The sequence below is a fragment of the Weizmannia sp. FSL K6-0777 genome (assembly GCF_038593185.1).
Taxonomy (GTDB): domain Bacteria; phylum Bacillota; class Bacilli; order Bacillales; family Bacillaceae_C; genus Weizmannia; species Weizmannia faecalis.
In genome coordinates this window covers 2,231,571-2,250,155 of sequence record NZ_CP151971.1, presented here as the reverse complement: position 1 = coordinate 2,250,155, position 18,585 = coordinate 2,231,571, and the positions used below count along the sequence as shown (strand labels likewise).

The window sequence follows — 18,585 nt, the reverse complement described above, 5'->3', positions numbered from 1 at the left end:
ACAGCGTTAGGGAGCGGATTGAAAATGGCGGAATGGACAGGCAGGGAAAAAATTGTACTGGATGAAATCAACGACTGGGCGGAGAAGCTAAAAACGGCCGGAAAAGAAGGGGACGGGCGCAAGCAAAAACTGGATGCGCTCTTTGCCCATTTTCCGGATGAGGCGCTCGAAAATATTCATGAAAAAATAGATGCTGTTTTGTTTCAAATCTGTTCATTTGCCGATGAAAATCTGCCTTATGGGCATGAAATCGAAAAAATACTTGCTGCGGGGCGGCTTTTTGACAGTTCTGTTGCAACGATTCCCGATATGAGGAAGCTTACCATCGACCAGGCAGGGTTTATTGCGGCGCGGCAGCAGGCAAAATACCGCCGTTTCTCACTCTTCGAAGGAGCATTGAGCGGGACGGGGAAAGCTGTTTTTGCCGCGGCGGATCCGTTTTTCCTGCTGGCTGTGAATCTCCGGGCGGTCCAGCTCACCGGTGCAGCTTACGGATTTGAAACAAAAACGCCCGGCGAACTCGTGGCGGCGCTGAAAATGGTGCTGATGGCCGCTGCCCCGGACATGGTGAAATATGCGCTCTGGGAAGAATTGATGGATGAACTGGAAGCGCGCGAGACCGGCTTCTATGTGGGAAACGATAAGTTATTCCACCGGTATTTGTGGCCGGGGGCAATCGGGCATGCCGGCAAACTCGCTTTTCTGGCGCTGCTCCGGCCGAAAAAGCGGGGAGAAAACAGCTGGGCCGGGATGGCCATCGGGGCTCTTACAAACTACTATTTTTCTAAAAGGGTTTGTGAAATTGCGGAGAAATATTATCAATACCGGTTTTTAACAGAAAAAAGCGGCCGTTAAAAAACCAGCCCGTAAAAGGCTGGTTTTTGCTTAATTTTCCCCTTTGCCTTCTTCTTCCTTAGGCGTTCTCACGACAAGCACATCGCAGGGGGAAGTGCGGACAATATGTTCGGAAACGCTTCCGATCAGGAGCCTTTCCACCGCGTTTAAACCGGTTGCGCCGCACACAATTAAATCCGCATGCACTTTCGGCGCGACATTTTTTGTGATTTGAAGTTTTGGAGAGCCGAGCTGGATGATCGTCTGGACTTTGATCCCTTTTTCTGCGGCGCGGTCTTTATAATTGCTTAACAGTTCATCCCCAAATTTTTCGTTTTGCTCATAGAGCGTTGAATCAATCGGGGTCAAAGTGGCGAGTGCTCGGTTATCGACCACATGGACAACCGATAATTCGGCCCCATTCCGTTTGGCGATTTCAACCGCTTTCGTAAAAGCCCAGTCGGCTTCTTTGGAGCCATCTACCGCTACTAAAATATTCCGGTATTGTGTGCCCATCTTCTTTCATCTCCTTTATAAACTGCCTGCCTTTCATGTCTATTTTACTAGAATTTTCCGGGTTTGTGTGCGAAAAATGAAAAAACCTGGCGATCTATTTTTTAATCAAAAAGGGCGGAAGCCAGGAAAAATAAAAACGCTATCCCGTTCCCGGGCGCGAATAAGAAATTTGCAAAAAAAGCATAGGAAAAAGAGGGAATTTTTGCTACACTAAAGATGTTTAAGAAAGTTTTCAACCGTTTGATATGTTTTCTTACAATAATAAGAAAACGGATTGCAAAACACGAACAAGAGGAGGAACTTTCTATGCGAATTGGCGTACCAAAAGAAATTAAAAACAATGAAAGCCGTGTGGCCATGACCCCGGCCGGCGTTGTGACCCTGACCAAAGCGGGGCATGAAGTTTTTATTGAAAAGAATGCGGGCCTTGCATCGGGGTTTAGTGATGAAGAATATGTAAAAGCCGGTGCCCGGATCGTTGAGACCGCTCGTGAGGCGTGGTCTTTTGAAATGGTTATGAAAGTGAAGGAGCCGATCGAAAGCGAGTACCGCTATTTCCGTGAAGGCATGATTTTATTTACATATTTGCATCTTGCTGCAGCACCAAAGCTTACGGAAGAACTGCTGAAAAAGAAAGTGACCGGCATTGCTTATGAAACCGTGCAGCTTGCCAACCGTTCGCTGCCGCTTCTGACGCCGATGAGCGAGGTGGCGGGCAGAATGGCGCCGCAGATTGGCGCACAGTTTCTTGAAAAAAATAACGGTGGAAAAGGGATCCTGCTTTCCGGCGTACCGGGCGTCAAAAGAGGCAAGATTACGATTATCGGCGGCGGGGTTGCCGGAACGAATGCGGCAAAAGTCGCGATCGGCCTTGGGGCGGATGTGACCGTTGTCGAATTGAATCCGGATCGCTTGCGCCAGCTTGATGACATTTTCGGCAGCAAAATTACAACCTTGATGTCGAATCCATACAATATTGCGGAAGCAGTGCGTGATGCGGACCTTGTCATCGGATCCGTTCTGATCCCGGGTGCAAAAGCGCCAAAACTGGTAACGGAAGAGATGATCAAAGCGATGCAGCCGGGCTCTGTTGTCGTGGATATTGCGATTGACCAGGGTGGCAGTTTTGAAACGACAGACCGTGCCACGACACATGATGATCCGGTTTATATCAAGCATGATGTCGTCCATTATGCAGTCGCAAATATTCCGGGCGCGGTTGCCCGCACATCGACGATTGCCCTTACCAATGTGACGGTGCCGTACGCGGTGCAAATTGCCAATAAGGGGTATGAGAAAGCGGTTTTGGAAAATGGAGCGCTGTTAAAAGGGGTCAATACGCTGAACGGTCATGTGACGTATAAAGCGGTGGCCGATTCGATCGGGCTCTCCTATACAGATGTGAAAACGCTTTTAAAATAAGCTTTCAAAAGCCGGCTGCAAGAATTGCCGGAACAAAAAAAGAAGCACAAGCAGCATGAAAGCCGCTTGTGCTTCTTTTTTAAACATACTGCAAGGCTTTCGGGTACTTTGTCAGTACTTCGGCACCCGTTTTGGTAATGCAGACGTCATCTTCAATCCGGACGCCGGCAACCCCTGGCACGTATATCCCCGGTTCGATCGTGAAGACCATCCCTTCTTCAAGCACCATCTCATTTGTATGGGTCACAGAAGGATATTCATGGATGCTGATGCCGAGCCCGTGGCCGAGCCGGTGTGTAAAATATTCGCCGTATCCCGCGTCTTCAATGATGCGGCGTGCAATCAAGTCGAGCTCTTTTGCCTTTACCCCCGGTTTTGCTGCCGCAACGGCCGCTTCTTCCGCTTTTAATACCGTTTCGTAAATCCGGGTTTGTTCTTCGTTGAGTCCCCCGAATGCAACCGTCCTTGTAATATCGGAACAGTAGCCTTGATGCACAACGCCAAGGTCAAACAGGACAAAATTCCCTTTTTCGATCTTGTCAAGGCCGGGGACGCCGTGCGGGGAAGCCGCCTTCGCACCTGAGAGGACGGTGGTGGCGAAGCTCATTTCTGAAATCCCTTTTTCTTTCATTGCAAATTCAATGGCTGCCACGATTTCAAGTTCGGTTTTCCCTTCTTTAATTTCGCGGATGCCCGTTTCAACGGCCAGGTCGGCAAAAGCAGCCGCTTCCCTTAAAATCTTCCGTTCATGCTCATCTTTAATAAGGCGCATCATGCGCAGTTTTTCTTCAGCAGCGGTAAAGCGGGCGCCGCCAAACCGTTCTTTCAGCGCTTCGAACCGTTCCACGTTCAAATGCTCTTTTTCAATCGCTAACGTATGGACATCCCCGATTCGCCCGCGTATTTCTTCCGCAACCAAATCCCACGGGTTATCCGTATCCTGGACGCCGAGAATGTCATATTCCCAGCCAGCTTTTTTCGCGTCATATGCCTCCATTGCCGGGCAGACGAGAAACGGCTCTTTTTCCTGGAATACGCAAATGCCGAGCAGCCTTTCGTGTGGGTCGCTGCGGTAACCGCTCAAATAAAAGACATTGTCGGGCGATGTAATAAAAGCGGCATCGGTCTTTTCCGCTTTCAGCCACGCCGCCACACTTGCTAAACGCTTATTCATTCCATTCATCTCCTTATCAGACGTTACTAGCATAGCAAAAAACAAGTTAAGATGCTACAGGTGAAGCGCGAGGCAGGATTACGGGGCAAAGAAATAATATAATGAAAGTGGCCCCTAAAAGCCGTACAAATTTTTAAAAGGAGTGATATGTTGATGAAAGTTTCTTTTCACGGCCATTCGATTGTAAAAGTGGAAACGGAGGGCAAAACGATACTCTTTGATCCATTTATTACCGGCAACAGCCAGACAGACCTGAAAGTGGAGGAAGAAAGCCCGGATGTGATTATTCTCACACATGGGCACGGCGATCATATCGGGGATACAGAAACGCTTGCCCGCAAAAAGAATGCGCTTATTATTGCCAATAATGAAATCGCAAATTACTTTGCCTGGAAAGGGTTGAATACGCATCCGCTCCATATCGGTGGCTCGTACCAGTTTGATTTCGGGAAAGTGAAGCTTACCCAGGCGTTCCACGGCTCGGCGGTTGTGGATGACGAAAAGAAAGAAATCGTTTACCTCGGGATGCCGACGGGCGTTTTGCTGATGGCGGAAGGGAAAACGATCTACCACGCCGGTGATACCGGGCTGTTCTCGGATATGAAATTAATCGGCGAACGCCATCCGATTGATCTTGCATTTCTTCCGATCGGCGACAACTTCACGATGGGACCGGAAGACGCAGCAGTGGCGGCAACATTTTTGCAGGCGAAAACGGTCGTGCCGATCCATTACAACACGTTCCCGCTCATTCAGCAGGATCCGCAGAAATTTATCGATTTGCTCGACGGCGTAAACGGCAAAGTGATGAAAGCCGGAGATGCGATCGAATTGTAACAGAGGCCCAAGATTGGAAAATACAGGGGTTCGCTTGCAGCCGGCATGTACTGAAAATATGCCGGCCGCACTCCCCCTTTTCCATTATGGAAAGATAAAGGTGCCTGATTGCCCTTTCCCCCTTTTTCCATCTATAATAGAAATATACAGATTGCTCCATACATATTCCTTGAAAGCGGACAAAAACGGAAAGAAGGTGAAAAAATGGCGACAAAGCACGAACAGATTTTACAATATATCAATGAGCTGCCGGTCGGGGAAAAAATATCCGTCCGCCAGATTGCAAAAGCGCTGAATGTCAGTGAAGGGACCGCCTACCGCGCCATTAAAGATGCTGAAATAAAAGGGTATGTCAGCACGATTGAACGGGTCGGCACTATCCGGATTGAGCAGAAGAAAAAAGAGAACATTGAAAAGCTGACCTTTTCGGAAGTCGTCAATATTATCGACGGCCAGGTGCTGGGCGGAAAATCCGGCTTGCATAAAACGCTTACAAAATTCGTAATCGGCGCCATGGAGCTTGAGGCGATGTCGAAGTATACGGATCCGGGGAGCCTGCTCATTGTCGGAAACCGCACGGACGCGCATGAACTGGCGTTAAGGTCAGGAGCTGCCGTTTTGATCACCGGCGGATTTGATACGAAAGATTATGTAAAAAAAATTGCGGATGAAAAATCGCTGCCGATCATCTCGACGAGCTACGACACGTTTACCGTTGCGACGATGATTAATCGTGCTGTCTATGACCAGCTGATCAAAAAAGAAATTATTCTCGTTGAAGATATTTTAACACCGATTGAAAAAACGGCTTATTTGAATACAACGGACACGGTTCAGGACTGGTACCGCAAAAAACGGGAAACAGGCCACTCGCGCTTTCCTGTTGTCGACCGCAATTTAAAGGTGGCGGGTATTATTACCTCAAAAGACGTGATGGAAACCGACACGCACTTAAGCATCGAGAAAGTGATGACGAAAAATCCGATTACGGTCAGCGAAAAAACAAGCGTTACATCTGTTGCCCATATGATGGTCTGGGAAGGGATCGAAATCTTGCCGGTGACCGACGATTTTAACCGGCTGAGGGGGATTGTCAGCCGCCAGGACGTCTTAAAGGAGCTGCAAATGACACAGCGCCAGCCGCAAGTCGGGGAAACGATCGACAATATCGTCACGACCCAGCTTGATGCATCATCGGCCAAAACGGAAGACCCGGATGATTACCAGTTTGAAGTGACGCCGCAAATGACCAACCCTTTAGGGACGATTTCATATGGTGTATTCACGACACTCGTACACGAAACGACCAACCGCTTTTTGCGCTCCAGAAAAAAAGGCGAAATGATCATCGAAAGCTTAACGGTCTATTTTATCAAACCGGTCCAGCTCGAAAGCATGATCCGGATTGTACCGAAAATTCTCGATTCCGGCCGGAAGTTTGCCAAAATTGATGTCGAAGTCTTCAACCAGGGCAGCCTTGTCGGTAAAGCCCTGCTGATGTGCCAGCTGATTGAAAGATAAGGGAATGTGCCACCCCTTTTTACGGTGTACGCCGCAATTCGTTCCTTTCTTTTTGCATTTCGGGCCGGTAAAACCGCAGCCTTTTGAAACCGCCTGCGATATTGAAAAGCCCGAGCGCGATAAAAACGGCTGCAATCACAAAGGTGATGGCAGTGTGAAACAGAAACAATTCATTCACGCCGAACAAAAAAATAAACGAACCGAGCGCCATATTGGCTTTGGCAGAGAACACCTTTTTTTCCATCTCCAACAGGCTGCGGATGTATTTTAGTTTAAAATATACATACGCGCAAAGGGATGCGAGAATCAAAACGGCAAGGATCGGCATCGTGCACCTCCAAATCGGGTTGTCCGTATTTTCTTCTATTTTACAAAATGAAAAAAGAACTTGCCAGAGAAACGGGGAGTAAGATGAAAACAAAAATTTTACAGACGATCAAGCTTTTTGACACGATCATCATCCACCGCCATGTCCGGCCTGATCCGGATGCATATGGATCGCAGGGGGGACTTGCGGAAATATTGAAGGCGTCTTTTCCGGATAAAAACATTTATATCGTGGGCGATGATGAACCGGACCTCGCCTACTTGAATAGGATGGACAGGATTTCCGATGAAACGTATCGCGGGGCGCTTGTCATTGTTTGTGATACCGCGAACCGCGAGCGGATCAGCGACCAGCGTTTCCATCTGGGGGAAAGGCTGATCAAAATCGACCATCACCCGAATCATGATGCTTACGGGGATTTGCAGTGGGTCGATGAAGATGCGTCCTCTGTCAGCGAAATGATTTATGAGTTTTACTTATCGGGGAAAGAAGAAGGGCTCAGGATGACAGATGCCGCGGCAAGGCTGCTGTTTGCCGGCATTGTCGGGGATACGGGCCGGTTTTTGTATCCGAGTGCGACGGAAAAAACATTTGACTATGCCGGAGAACTGATCCATTACCATTTTGACCGGACAGCGCTCTTTAACAAGATGTACGAGATTGAACCAAGTGTGGCCAGGCTGCAAGGGTATATCTACCAGAACCTGGACATTCTTGAGCACGGGGCGGCCATCGTCGTGCTGAAAAAAGAACTGATTGAAAAATTCGGCGTAACGGTGCGCGAAGCCTCCCAGCTTGTCACCACGCTCGGCGATATTAAAGGGCTTAAAGCCTGGTGCTTCTTTATCGAAGAAGAAGGCCAAATCCGCCTCCGTTTCCGCTCCAAAGGCCCTGCCATCAATGAGCTGGCCCGCAAATACGGCGGTGGCGGGCATCCGCTTGCGGCCGGGGCCACCGCGTATTCGTGGGAAACGGCAGAGGCGGTAAAAAAGGAATTAATCGCGCTCTGCAAGGAAGGGTAAAAAAAGAAGGCAGAACCGCCGGAAAAGCGGATTTGCCTTCTTTTAGTCTGCCAGCTTTAAATTCAGGTGGACGCGGACAACGGAGTAAAACAAAATGTCCCGCACTTCGAAAGTATAGCGGCGGTGGTTGATTTTAATGACTTTGTTTTCAAGCATGCGGGTGATCAAGTCTTTGTTCAAATAAGCGGTTTTTAAATTTTTTGCAATCAGCGGGCTTAAGTCATGTTTAATATCCTCTTCTGCTTCAAAAATGCTTTGTGAATCGTGAATGTCATATTTTTCGTAGTTGCTGATTTTCACGTCAATACGCTGGATGGTCAGGAGCTTTTCATTTTTTTGATTGAGCTTTTTATAGTCTTCCTGCCAGATCGCCTTTTCCTGTTGCAAATCCTGGATCGTTTTTTCCTGTCGTTCAATCATTTGCGCCTGCCTTTCCTGCATGACACCGAACATGTACAGAAAAATCAGCCAGCAGATGCACCCGCCCACGATAAATCCGGCCATGAACCGCTGCCAGCCCGGTTTCCGGTAAAGCGGCGGGATTCTCATAGCACATTCTCCTGGGTTATCCATGAAATAATGAGCGCGGCCGTTTTGGCACCGCCCATGGCCGACAGAATTAAAAGCAGCTGCTTGAACAATACCATCGTCTCGCTTTCCAAAAATCCTTTTTCAAAGCTGTAAACGGTATCGAACGTCCCCCCGATGGCGGCAATGATCGCCCAGATGCGGAGGTCACGCGCAATCTTCGAAATTTCCGTCAAAAGCGGCTCGCCGGTAATGAACGAAGCGAGTCCCCCGATCAAGGCGCCGCCGAACATTACGCCGAATGCGATAAAATAGCTGTTGAAAAATGCGGGAAAAAATCCTTCGCTCAACCGAACCATCCCCATCTTTTCTTCATTACTAAACAATATATGGGACAATGTATGCCTGTATGAAATCGAACGTATCTTCTTTTTTGTCCGCTGGAAAACATGTATAATAAGAATCATGTACAGGTACGAATAGGAGGCAGTTTACCATGCGTTTTGTCCATTTACAGGTCCAAACGGCCTACAGCCTGCTGGAAAGTACGATCTCCATCCCTGAATGGGCGGCGTACGCAAAAGCGCTTCATTACGACACCCTTGCGATCACGGACCGCAATGTGATGTACGGGGCCTTTCCTTTTTACAAGGCTTGCCGCGAAAATGGCATTAAACCCATTATCGGCATGACAGCGGATATCATGAGTTCGTTTGAACCTGACACAGCCTATCCGGTTGTGTTGCTTGCCAAAAACGAAACCGGCTACCGGCATTTGATGAAAATCTCAAGTGCCATCCAGACGAGGCCCGAACCCGGCATTTTTATCAAATGGCTGCGCGCCTACAGCGACGGCCTGATCGCCTTTACGCCGGGGCTTGAAGGGGAAATCGAACAGGCGCTACTTAGGGGAGATGAAGCGCGCGCAGAAGAGGTTGCAGTTTTATACCGGGACATTTTCGGGCCGAGCTTTTATCTTGCACTTGAAAACAACGGGACAGTGCAAGCTAAGAAAGTGCTTCCCGATATGCACGCGCTCTCGGAAAAACTGGGTATCCCAGAAGTGGCGGCCGCAAATGTGAAATACTTAAAAAAGGAAGATGCTTTTGCTCATGAAGTGTTGCGCGCGATCAAAGCCGGGGTGAAACTGACGGATGAAAACCGGCCGCGCCCGGAAAGCGGCACGCACGACTTTAAGCCGCAAGAGGAAATGGAACAGCTTTTTGCCGATTTCCCGGAAGCTTTGGCCAATACGGAAAAAATTGCAGATGCCTGCTCTGTGGAAATCAAAACGGGACAGCGGCTGCTGCCGGCATTTCCGGTTCCGGGCGGGCAGACGGCGGATGCCTTCTTAGAAGAAGTATGCCGAAAAGGCCTTGCAGCACGCGTTCCGAATCTGGAAGAACGGTATACAGACCGGCTGGAGTATGAATTAAAAATCATTCAGGAAATGCAGTTCAGCGACTATTTCCTTATTGTCTGGGATTTTATGAAATATGCGAGGGAGCACGGGATTCTTACCGGGCCGGGGCGCGGTTCCGCTGCCGGCTCCCTTGTCGCATACGCGCTTTATATTACCGACGTCGATCCGGTGCAATACGGGCTTTTGTTTGAACGGTTTTTAAATCCGGAGCGCATTTCCATGCCGGATATTGACAGCGATTTTCCGGATCACAAGCGGGACGAGATGATTCGCTACGTTGCGGAAAAATACGGCAGACAGCATGTCGCGCAGATCATTACATTCGGCACATTTGCTGCGAAAGCCGCAGCCCGGGATGTAGCCCGGATATTCGGTCTCAGCGCAAAAGAACTTGAACAGTTGTCGCGCTTCATCCCGTCACAGCCTGGCATGACGCTTAAAAAAGCGTATGAAGCATCAAGCGCCTTTCGGGAATGGATCGGCCAATCGGATCAGCACCGCAAGCTTTTTGAAACGGCCCTGCTTTTGGAAGGATTGCCGCGCCATGTTTCGACCCATGCAGCCGGCGTCATTATCAGTGGGGAACCGCTTACGGGAATCATCCCGGTGCAGGAAGGGCATGACGGCATCTTTTTAACCCAGTATCCGATGAACCATCTCGAAGAAATCGGGCTTTTGAAAATGGATTTTCTCGGCTTGCGGAATTTAACCATCCTTGAGCATATCCTCACGGGGATTGAAAAGGGGACGGGGAGAAAAATCCGCCTCCAGGATGTACCGCTCGATGATCCACAGACATTCCGCCTTTTTAGTTCGGGCAATACGACCGGGATCTTCCAGTTCGAGTCGGACGGCATGCGGAAAGTGCTCGAGCGGCTTAAACCGACTGAATTTGAAGACATTGTCGCGGTCAATGCGCTGTACCGGCCCGGGCCGATGGAAAACATCCCGGCCTATATTGAGCGGAAACACGGGTTGAAACCGGTCGAATATCCGCATCCCGACCTCCAGCCGATTTTGGAAAAAACATACGGTGTGATTGTCTACCAGGAACAAATTATGCAGATCGCTTCAAAGATGGCGGGCTTTTCACTCGGGGAGGCGGATTTGCTCCGCCGTGCCGTCAGCAAAAAGAAAAGGGAAATCCTGGACGAACAGCGGCTGCATTTTATAAATGGCGCGCAAAAAAAAGGATATGAGAGAAAAACGGCGAATACTATTTATGATTTTATCGTCCGCTTCGCCAATTATGGTTTTAACCGCAGCCATGCCGTCGCTTACAGCATGCTCGCTTGCCGGCTCGCCTATTTAAAAGCCCATTACCCGCTCTATTTTATGGCAAGCCTTTTGACGAGCGTGATCGGCAACGAGGATAAAATTGCCCAGTATATTCGCGAAGCGCAGCAGATGGGGATCCGGGTTTTGCCGCCTTCCGTGCAGCACAGCCATTATCCGTTTACCGTGGAAAACGGCGCCATCCGTTATAGCCTTGCTGCGATAAAAGGGATCGGATACGCCTCCATCAAAGAGCTGCTTAAAGAAAGAAAACGGCGCCCGTTTAAAAGCCTGTTTGATCTTGTCCTGCGGGTGAAAGGGCTGAACCGGAAAATTTTAGAGGCGTTTGCATTCTCAGGCGCGATGGATGAGTTTGGAAAAGACAGAGCAGTTTTGCTTGCCAGCATTGATGTCGCCCTTGAGCACGCGGAGATTATGAAGCCGGATGACGGGCAGGCGGATCTGTTCTTTGAGGATGAAGCGTTCAGCATTGAACCAAATTATGTGGAAACCGAGCCGATTTCACTGATGGATAAGCTTGCCTTTGAAAAGCAATATTTGGGGCTCTATCTATCCGGGCATCCGGCCGGGCAGTACCGCCCGGGTTGGGACGAAGCCGGCGTGCTTGCAGTAAGCAAGCTTCAACCCGGCATGAGAAAAATCCGGTTTGGCGCCTGCATTACGGACACAAGAACGATCCGCACAAAACAAGGCAGCCTGATGGCATTTTTGCGCATGAGTGACGAAACGGATGAGATAGAATGTGTTGTTTTTCCGGATGTCTTTAAAAAATACAGCCCGTTATGCCAAAAAGGGTTGATTGTGGTCGTGGAAGGAAATGTTGAAAACAGGAACGGCAAAAAGCAGGTGATTGCCCGGGCGCTCGAAGATGCCAGCCCGTTCCGCAGCATGCCGACCGGTGCCACGTTATATTTAAAGATTCCGGCTGGAAAGGACCGCATGCTGCTTGTTCAAGTGAAGCAGGTGCTTGACGCTTTTCCGGGGGACTCGCCGGTCATTCTTCATTATGAAGCGGAACGGAAAACGATCCGGCTTCCGGAAAAAAACCGGGTCCGGGCGGAGGAAGCATGCCTCGGAAAGCTTACGGAACTGCTTGGTGAAGGAAATGTCATATTGAAATAAGTTTTTCTCTCTAGATTAAATATGTTATATTGTTTAATAGGCTTGTGAGTAAGAAACCGCATATCGTGCAGTGAAAACGGGGGAGTGAGGTTCATGTCATTGCGGGAAGAAGCGTTACATATGCACCGCGAACACAAAGGGAAATTGGAATCCAAGTCAAAAGTCACCGTCAAAAATGCAAAGGATCTGAGCCTGGCCTATTCGCCCGGTGTGGCTGAGCCTTGCAAAATGATCTACGACAAACCGGAAACGGTCTATGAATATACGATGAAAGGCAATATGGTCGCGGTCGTAACGGACGGCACCGCCGTTCTCGGGCTTGGAAATATCGGCCCTGAAGCCGCACTCCCGGTCATGGAAGGCAAGGCGATTTTGTTCAAAAGCTTTGCCGGCGTCGATGCCTTTCCCATTTGCCTCGATACGACAGATATTGATGAAATCGTGGAGACGGTGAAACGGCTGGAACCGGTTTTCGGCGGCGTGAATCTGGAGGACATCGCCGCGCCGAACTGCTTTGTCATTGAAGAAAAATTGAAGAAGGAAATGAATATTCCTGTTTTTCACGATGACCAGCACGGGACGGCGATTGTAACGGCTGCCGGGCTCGTGAACGCTTTAAAACTCGTTGGCAAAGAAATGTCTGAAATTAAAGTGGTAGCAAGCGGCGCGGGCGCTGCCGGCATCGCGATTATCAAACTGCTTTACAACTTTGGCGTCCGCGATATTATTATGTGCGACTCTAAAGGGGCGATCTATGAAGGGCGCCCGTTCGGAATGAACAAGGTGAAATCCGAAGTGGCCAAATATACAAACCGTGATAAAGCAGCAGGCAGCCTGGCGGATGTAATCAAAGATGCGGATGTTTTTATCGGCGTTTCTGTAGAGGGGGCACTGACAAAAGAAATGGTGCAGTCGATGAAAAAAGACCCGATTATTTTTGCGATGGCCAATCCGAATCCGGAAATCATGCCGCAAGATGCCAAAGCTTCCGGCGCGAAAGTCATCGGCACAGGCCGCTCTGATTTTCCAAACCAGGTCAACAATGTCCTCGCCTTCCCGGGTATTTTCAGGGGGGCATTGGATGTGCGCGCCACGCATATTAATGAAAAGATGAAACAAGCCGCTGTCCACGCGATCGCCGGTTTAATTGATGAACATGAACTGAATGCGGATTATGTCATTCCGCGCCCGTTTGATCCGCGTGTTGCGCCGGCGGTTGCGGCAGCTGTTGCAAAAGCGGCGATGGAAACCGGTGTCGCCCGCATCCAGGTGAGCCCGGAAGAAATCCGCGAAAAAACGAAACAGCTTTCCGAAATTGGCAAATAAGCATCAGATGCCGGAAAAAAAGCCGCCTTTTTGCCGGTACGGGAAAACGCCATTTGCCGGTACTTCGGCAGAAAAACCGCCGGCTTGCCCGGTGGTTCCGGTGCCAGATACAGGAGGGGTAAGATTTGCTGAAAGATTTTTTTCCTAAACCGAAAAAGCGAAAATATGCGACTATCCCTTCAGACCATACAAAGCAGGAAGTTCCTGAAGGGATCATGTCAAAATGCCCGAAGTGCGGCAAAATTATGTATACAAAAGAACTGCAGAAGAATTTAAAAGTCTGCCTCCATTGCGGCTACCATTATCAAATGACCGCTTATGAAAGGGTGGAAAGCCTGCTGGATGAAGGAACGTTTGAAGAGTTCGACCGCGGGCTTGTTTCCAAAAACCCGCTTGCGTTTCCGGGTTACCTTGAAAAACTGGAAAAAGACCGCAAAAAAACAAACTTGAATGAAGCGGTACTGACAGGTAAGGGCAACATTCAGGAAAGGCCGGTCGTGCTTAGTGTCATGGATGCACAATTCCGGATGGGCAGCATGGGCTCGGTTGTCGGTGAAAAAATTACGCGCGCCATCGAGGAAGCAGACAGGCTCCATGTGCCGTTTATCATTTTCACGGCCTCAGGGGGCGCCCGCATGCAGGAAGGGATCTATTCTTTAATGCAGATGGCGAAGACGAGCGCAGCGCTCGAAAGGTTCAGCCGTCACGGCGGGTTAACGGTAACCGTGATGACCCATCCGACAACAGGCGGCGTGACCGCAAGCTTTGCATCGCTCGGGGATATCAATCTTGCGGAGCCTGGCGCATTGATCGGTTTTGCCGGCCGCCGCATCATTGAACAGACGATCCGCGAAGAACTTCCTGAAGATTTCCAGACTGCAGAATTTCTTCTTGAACACGGCCAGCTCGATGCGGTTGTGAAACGCCATGACCTGAAAAAAACATTGGCAGGCATTCTGGACATCCATCAACCAACAAACGCAGGTGAACTACAATGGTGAATGAACTTGAATTTGAAAAACCGGTCATTGAGCTGAAACGCAAAATTGCCGAGCTAAAGGATTTTACAAAACAGTCGGATGTCGATTTGTCAAGCGAGATTGAAAAACTGGAAGCAAGGCTTTCCCGGCTGGAAGAGGAAATTTACGAAAATATGGATCCGTGGGACAGAATCCAGATTGCGCGTTTTCCCGAACGGCCGACATCATTGGACTATATTCAATATCTTTTTACCGATTTTCTTGAGCTCCACGGCGACCGTGTATACGGCGACGACGGGGCGGTTGTCGGCGGGATCGCAAAATTTGAGGGTCTTCCTGTCACCGTGATCGGCCAGCAGCGGGGGAAAGACACAAAAGAAAACATCCGCCGCAATTTCGGCATGCCACACCCGGAAGGCTACCGGAAAGCAATGCGGCTGATGAAGCAGGCGGAAAAATTTAAACGCCCGATTATCAGCTTCATCGACACAAAAGGCGCGTATCCGGGAAAAGCAGCGGAAGAAAGGGGCATCGCTGAATCGATCGCGCGCAATCTGTTTGAAATGTCCGGGTTGAGCGTTCCGATCATCTGCCTGATTATCGGTGAAGGGGCCAGTGGCGGGGCGCTCGGCATTGGCGTCGGCGACCATATCCATGTCCTCGAAAATTCATGGTTCTCGGTCATTTCACCGGAATCCGCCGCGGCGCTTTTATGGAAAGATGCGTCGCAGGCAAAACGAGCCGTCGCCACTATGAAGATGACCGCGCCCGAGCTGAAAGAACTGGGCATTATCGATGAACTGATTCCGGAAGTAAAAGGCGGCGCACATAAAGATCCGAGAGCGCAGGCAGAGCTGATGCGCCCTGTGCTTGCCGCATCATTAAAGGAGCTGCGGGCATATGCCCCTAAAGAACTGGTGGAAAAAAGGTACGAAAAATACCGTAAAATTGGCGTGTTTTCAACGCTCGAACAGTTTGCCCGCCAATAGCCGAAAAAAGCACCCAGGCAACCGGCACCCATCACCGGTTGCCTCGCTTTTTACATGGTGTAACGGATGCAGGCCAAAATTTTGGCGTTCTGCTTTCTAACTATATAAAATGAACTTAAGTTTTTCGTACCAAAATCAATGACGATCAGGATGGCAGCACATAAACAAGTAGTAATGTTTAGTTCAAGTTATATAGGATCCCCTTTCTTCTAAGTGGTTGAAAAGAAAATTCAGATCCTGGTTTACCGGCATGGAAACCGGGAAAAGAAAAAAGAACGCCGTTTGCATGGCAGGCAGGGAAGACAGGAGAATTGGTAACGTATTCATACTATTCCGACACAGTTTGTTCATAAACGCACATTTTTAAAATTTTTACTTTTTCATGATCGATTGTGAACATGCTTTTAAAGTGGTATTTTAGATATATTCGAAGGCAGACTTGGAGATACTATAATTACTTTGCTTGATTGAAATACCGGCCTGCCAAGAGAATTACATATACAGAGGTGAATAATATGAAGCGAATTGGAGTATTAACAAGCGGCGGCGATGCACCAGGGATGAATGCCGCAGTCCGCGCGATTACCCGTAAAGGGATTTATCACGGCCTGGAAGTTTACGGTATTCACCAGGGCTATAACGGGTTGATTCATGGTAACGTCCAAAAGCTTGAAGCAGGATCTGTCGGTGATATTCTCCAACGCGGCGGCACGGTTTTGCAGTCGGCAAGAAGCGAAGAATTCAAAACGCCGGAAGGGCAGCAAAAAGCGATCCGGCAGCTGAAAGACCATGGCATTGAAGCCCTCGTTGTGATCGGCGGGGACGGTTCCTATCAGGGAGCGAAAAAACTGACAGAACAAGGTTTCAACTGCATCGGTGTGCCGGGGACAATCGACAACGACATCCCAGGTACGGATTTTACAATTGGTTTTGATACAGCGCTGAACACTGTTCTGGATGCGATTGACAAAATTCGCGACACCGCTTCTTCCCACGAACGTACCTTTATTATTGAAGTCATGGGCAGAAATGCGGGGGATATCGCGCTTTGGTCCGGTCTTGCCGGCGGGGCTGAATCAATTATTGTGCCGGAAGAAAAGTTTGATTTGAAAGATGTCGTGGATCGCCTTGAACAAGGGAAAAAACGTGGCAAACGCCACAGCATTATCATCGTCGCGGAAGGCGTGATGAGTGGTAACGAGTTTGCGGAAAAATTGAAAAAAACTGGTGCGATCGGTGATACCCGCGTTTCCGTTCTCGGCCATATCCAGCGTGGCGGTTCTCCGACTGCATTTGACCGCGTGCTTGCAAGCCGCCTCGGCGCAAGGGCTGTTGAACTGCTGCTCGAAGGAAAAGGGGGCCGCGCTGTCGGTATTCAAAATAACCAGCTGGTTGACCATGACATCCTTGAGATTCTCGGGAAACCGCACGCCATTAATCAAAACATGTATAAGCTGTCGAAAGAATTGTCGATCTAACGTTGTTTAGGAGGAAATAGAATGAAAAAAACCAAAATTGTATGTACTATCGGGCCTGCCAGTGAAAGTGTGGAAATGCTTGAAAGATTAATGGCAAACGGGATGGATGTTTGCCGCCTGAACTTCTCGCACGGCAGCCACGAGGAACATCTTGCCCGGATTAAAAATATCCGCGAAGCTGCAAAAAACCAAAACAAAACGATCGGGCTTTTGCTTGATACAAAGGGACCGGAAATCCGCACCCACGATATGAAAGACGGCGGATTTGAGCTCGTTGAAGGCATGACGCCGGTCATTTCAATGACAGAAGTGCTCGGGACAACGGAAAAATTTTCGGTCACGTATGAAGGGCTGATTGATGATGTGCACGTTGGCTCTAAAATTCTGCTTGATGATGGTTTGATTGAACTGGAAGTGACGGCCATCGATAAAAACGCCGGTGAAATCCATACAAAAGTGCTGAACCGCGGCGTTTTGAAAAACAAAAAGGGTGTCAACGTCCCGGGTGTCTCCGTGAACCTTCCGGGCATTACCGAAAAAGACGTGAGCGATATCCTGTTCGGGCTTGAACAAGGCATTGACTTCATTGCGGCTTCATTTGTACGCCGGCCGTCTGACGTTTTGGAAATTCGCCAGCTCCTTGAAGAACACGATGCTTTACATGTGAAAATTTTCCCTAAAATTGAAAACCAGGAAGGCGTCGACAACATCGATGAAATCCTAGCTGTATCGGACGGCTTAATGGTTGCCCGCGGTGACCTCGGCGTTGAAATTCCGACCGAAGCGGTACCGCTCGTGCAAAAAGAGCTGATCAGAAAATGCAATACGCTCGGCAAACCGGTCATTACCGCAACGCAAATGCTGGATTCGATGCAGCGCAACCCGCGCCCGACCCGCGCAGAAGCAAGCGACGTGGCCAACGCCATTTTCGACGGCACGGATGCAATCATGCTTTCCGGCGAAACAGCAGCCGGAAAATATCCTGCTGAAGCGGTTAAGACGATGTACAATATCGCGGTCCATGTGGAAAAAGCGATTAACCACCGCGATATTCTGAACAAACGCAGCAAGAGCACGGACCATAATATGACAGACGCCATTTGCCAGTCCGTTGCCCATACGGCTTTAAATCTTGATGTGAATGCCATTATTGCGCCAACCGAAAGCGGCTATACGGCGCGCATGATCTCCAAATACCGCCCGGCAGCCCCGATTATTGCTGTCACGAGCGATCCGAAAGTGCAGCGCGGCTTAACCGTTGTGTCCGGCGTATACCCGCAATTGGGCACAAAGGCAAACAATACGGATGAAATGCTTGAAATCGCAGTGGATGAAGCATTGAAATCCGATATCGTCCATCACGGCGACCTTGTGATTATCACAGCCGGCGTCCCTGTTGGTGGGAAAGGCACAACCAACCTGATGAAAGTGCACCTGATCGGCGATATATTGGCAAAAGGCCAGGGAATCGGCAGAAAATCGGCATTTGGTCCGGTCGTTGTTGCTGAAAGCCCAGAAGAAGCAAACGCAAAAGCAACAGAAGGCTGTGTGCTCATCACGAGAACGACCGACAAAGAAATCATGCCGGCCATTGAAAAATGTGCCGCGCTGATTACGGAAGAAGGCGGCTTGACAAGCCATGCTGCAGTTGTTGGCATCAATGTCGGCATTCCGGTCATTGTCGGCGTTGAAAAAGCCGTTTCCATTTTTAAAGACGGGCAGGAAGTTACGGTAGATGCAGCAACCGGCTCGGTTTACAACGGCCATGCGACTGTATTGTAAATAAGCA

At 49.3% G+C, this 18,585-nt stretch carries 16 protein-coding genes; 11 read left to right on the top strand and 5 right to left on the bottom strand.

The genetic code is table 11. The annotated features are described in order from the left end of the window. Nucleotides 1-24 precede the first annotated feature (24 nt). Nucleotides 25-855 (top strand): EcsC family protein, encoded by an 831-nt coding sequence (locus NST70_RS10765; RefSeq protein ID WP_014097735.1) that lies wholly within the window; start codon nt 25-27, stop codon nt 853-855. A gap of 30 nt (nt 856-885) precedes the next feature. On the opposite strand, the gene NST70_RS10760 is transcribed toward NST70_RS10765, so the two are convergent. After that, nucleotides 886-1,350 (bottom strand): universal stress protein, encoded by a 465-nt coding sequence (locus tag NST70_RS10760; RefSeq protein ID WP_013859933.1) that lies wholly within the window; start codon nt 1,348-1,350, stop codon nt 886-888. A gap of 306 nt (nt 1,351-1,656) precedes the next feature. Between NST70_RS10760 and ald the strand changes: the two genes are divergently transcribed. Further along, nucleotides 1,657-2,772 carry an alanine dehydrogenase gene (gene ald / locus NST70_RS10755; protein ID WP_035188414.1) on the top strand — a complete coding sequence of 372 codons (1,116 nt, stop codon included), beginning with the start codon at nt 1,657-1,659 and terminating at the stop codon, nt 2,770-2,772. A 79-nt stretch (nt 2,773-2,851) separates the two neighbouring features. Here the strand turns inward: ald and NST70_RS10750 are convergent, their stop codons facing one another. Continuing rightward, the gene (locus tag NST70_RS10750) at nt 2,852-3,946 is read right to left on the bottom strand and encodes a Xaa-Pro peptidase family protein (protein ID WP_035188412.1); all 1,095 of its coding nucleotides are present in this window, start codon (nt 3,944-3,946) and stop codon (nt 2,852-2,854) included. Between the two features lie 153 nt (nt 3,947-4,099). Between NST70_RS10750 and NST70_RS10745 the strand changes: the two genes are divergently transcribed. Together NST70_RS10745 and NST70_RS10740 are read left to right on the top strand one after the other, a co-directional pair. Next, nucleotides 4,100-4,783: a metal-dependent hydrolase gene (locus NST70_RS10745; RefSeq protein ID WP_035188411.1), complete on the top strand. Its 684-nt coding sequence runs from the start codon at nt 4,100-4,102 to the stop codon at nt 4,781-4,783. A gap of 204 nt (nt 4,784-4,987) precedes the next feature. After that, nucleotides 4,988-6,304 (top strand): CBS domain-containing protein, encoded by a 1,317-nt coding sequence (locus NST70_RS10740; RefSeq protein ID WP_014097739.1) that lies wholly within the window; start codon nt 4,988-4,990, stop codon nt 6,302-6,304. Nucleotides 6,305-6,323: 19 nt separating this feature from the next. Here the strand turns inward: NST70_RS10740 and NST70_RS10735 are convergent, their stop codons facing one another. After that, nucleotides 6,324-6,632: a YtpI family protein gene (locus tag NST70_RS10735; RefSeq protein WP_328221366.1), complete on the bottom strand. Its 309-nt coding sequence runs from the start codon at nt 6,630-6,632 to the stop codon at nt 6,324-6,326. Between the two features lie 83 nt (nt 6,633-6,715). On the opposite strand from NST70_RS10735, the gene NST70_RS10730 reads away from it, so the two are divergent. Then, a complete protein-coding gene (locus NST70_RS10730; protein ID WP_026683646.1) occupies nt 6,716-7,654 on the top strand; it encodes a bifunctional oligoribonuclease/PAP phosphatase NrnA in 939 nt (312 codons plus the stop codon). A 42-nt stretch (nt 7,655-7,696) separates the two neighbouring features. On the opposite strand, the gene ytrI is transcribed toward NST70_RS10730, so the two are convergent. Then, on the bottom strand, nt 7,697-8,203 hold the full coding sequence (ytrI, locus tag NST70_RS10725; protein ID WP_014097742.1) for a sporulation membrane protein YtrI: 507 nt from the start codon (nt 8,201-8,203) through the stop codon (nt 7,697-7,699). Further along, the gene (locus NST70_RS10720) at nt 8,200-8,532 is read right to left on the bottom strand and encodes a YtrH family sporulation protein (protein ID WP_013859924.1); all 333 of its coding nucleotides are present in this window, start codon (nt 8,530-8,532) and stop codon (nt 8,200-8,202) included. Before NST70_RS10720 ends, ytrI begins: the two co-directional genes overlap by 4 nt. A 146-nt stretch (nt 8,533-8,678) precedes the next feature. Here NST70_RS10720 and dnaE point away from each other — a divergent pair, with 146 nt between their 5' ends. From dnaE to pyk, 6 genes are all read left to right on the top strand, one after another. Continuing rightward, complete coding sequence (gene dnaE / locus NST70_RS10715) at nt 8,679-12,023, top strand: DNA polymerase III subunit alpha (protein ID WP_014097743.1); 3,345 nt, start codon at nt 8,679-8,681, stop codon at nt 12,021-12,023. A gap of 93 nt (nt 12,024-12,116) precedes the next feature. Beyond that, the gene (locus tag NST70_RS10710) at nt 12,117-13,349 is read left to right on the top strand and encodes a malic enzyme-like NAD(P)-binding protein (protein WP_035188408.1); all 1,233 of its coding nucleotides are present in this window, start codon (nt 12,117-12,119) and stop codon (nt 13,347-13,349) included. Nucleotides 13,350-13,474: 125 nt separating this feature from the next. Beyond that, entirely contained in the window at nt 13,475-14,350 is an 876-nt protein-coding gene (gene accD, locus NST70_RS10705; RefSeq protein ID WP_035188406.1) for an acetyl-CoA carboxylase, carboxyltransferase subunit beta, read from the top strand. Then, a complete protein-coding gene (accA, locus tag NST70_RS10700; protein WP_035188404.1) occupies nt 14,344-15,318 on the top strand; it encodes an acetyl-CoA carboxylase carboxyl transferase subunit alpha in 975 nt (324 codons plus the stop codon). Before accD ends, accA begins: the two co-directional genes overlap by 7 nt. A gap of 515 nt (nt 15,319-15,833) precedes the next feature. Beyond that, the gene (gene pfkA / locus NST70_RS10695) at nt 15,834-16,796 is read left to right on the top strand and encodes a 6-phosphofructokinase (RefSeq protein ID WP_035184376.1); all 963 of its coding nucleotides are present in this window, start codon (nt 15,834-15,836) and stop codon (nt 16,794-16,796) included. A 21-nt stretch (nt 16,797-16,817) separates the two neighbouring features. Next, nucleotides 16,818-18,578, top strand: coding sequence for a pyruvate kinase (gene pyk / locus NST70_RS10690; protein WP_014097748.1), 1,761 nt, complete (start codon nt 16,818-16,820; stop codon nt 18,576-18,578). The last annotated feature ends 7 nt before the right edge of the window (nt 18,579-18,585 follow it).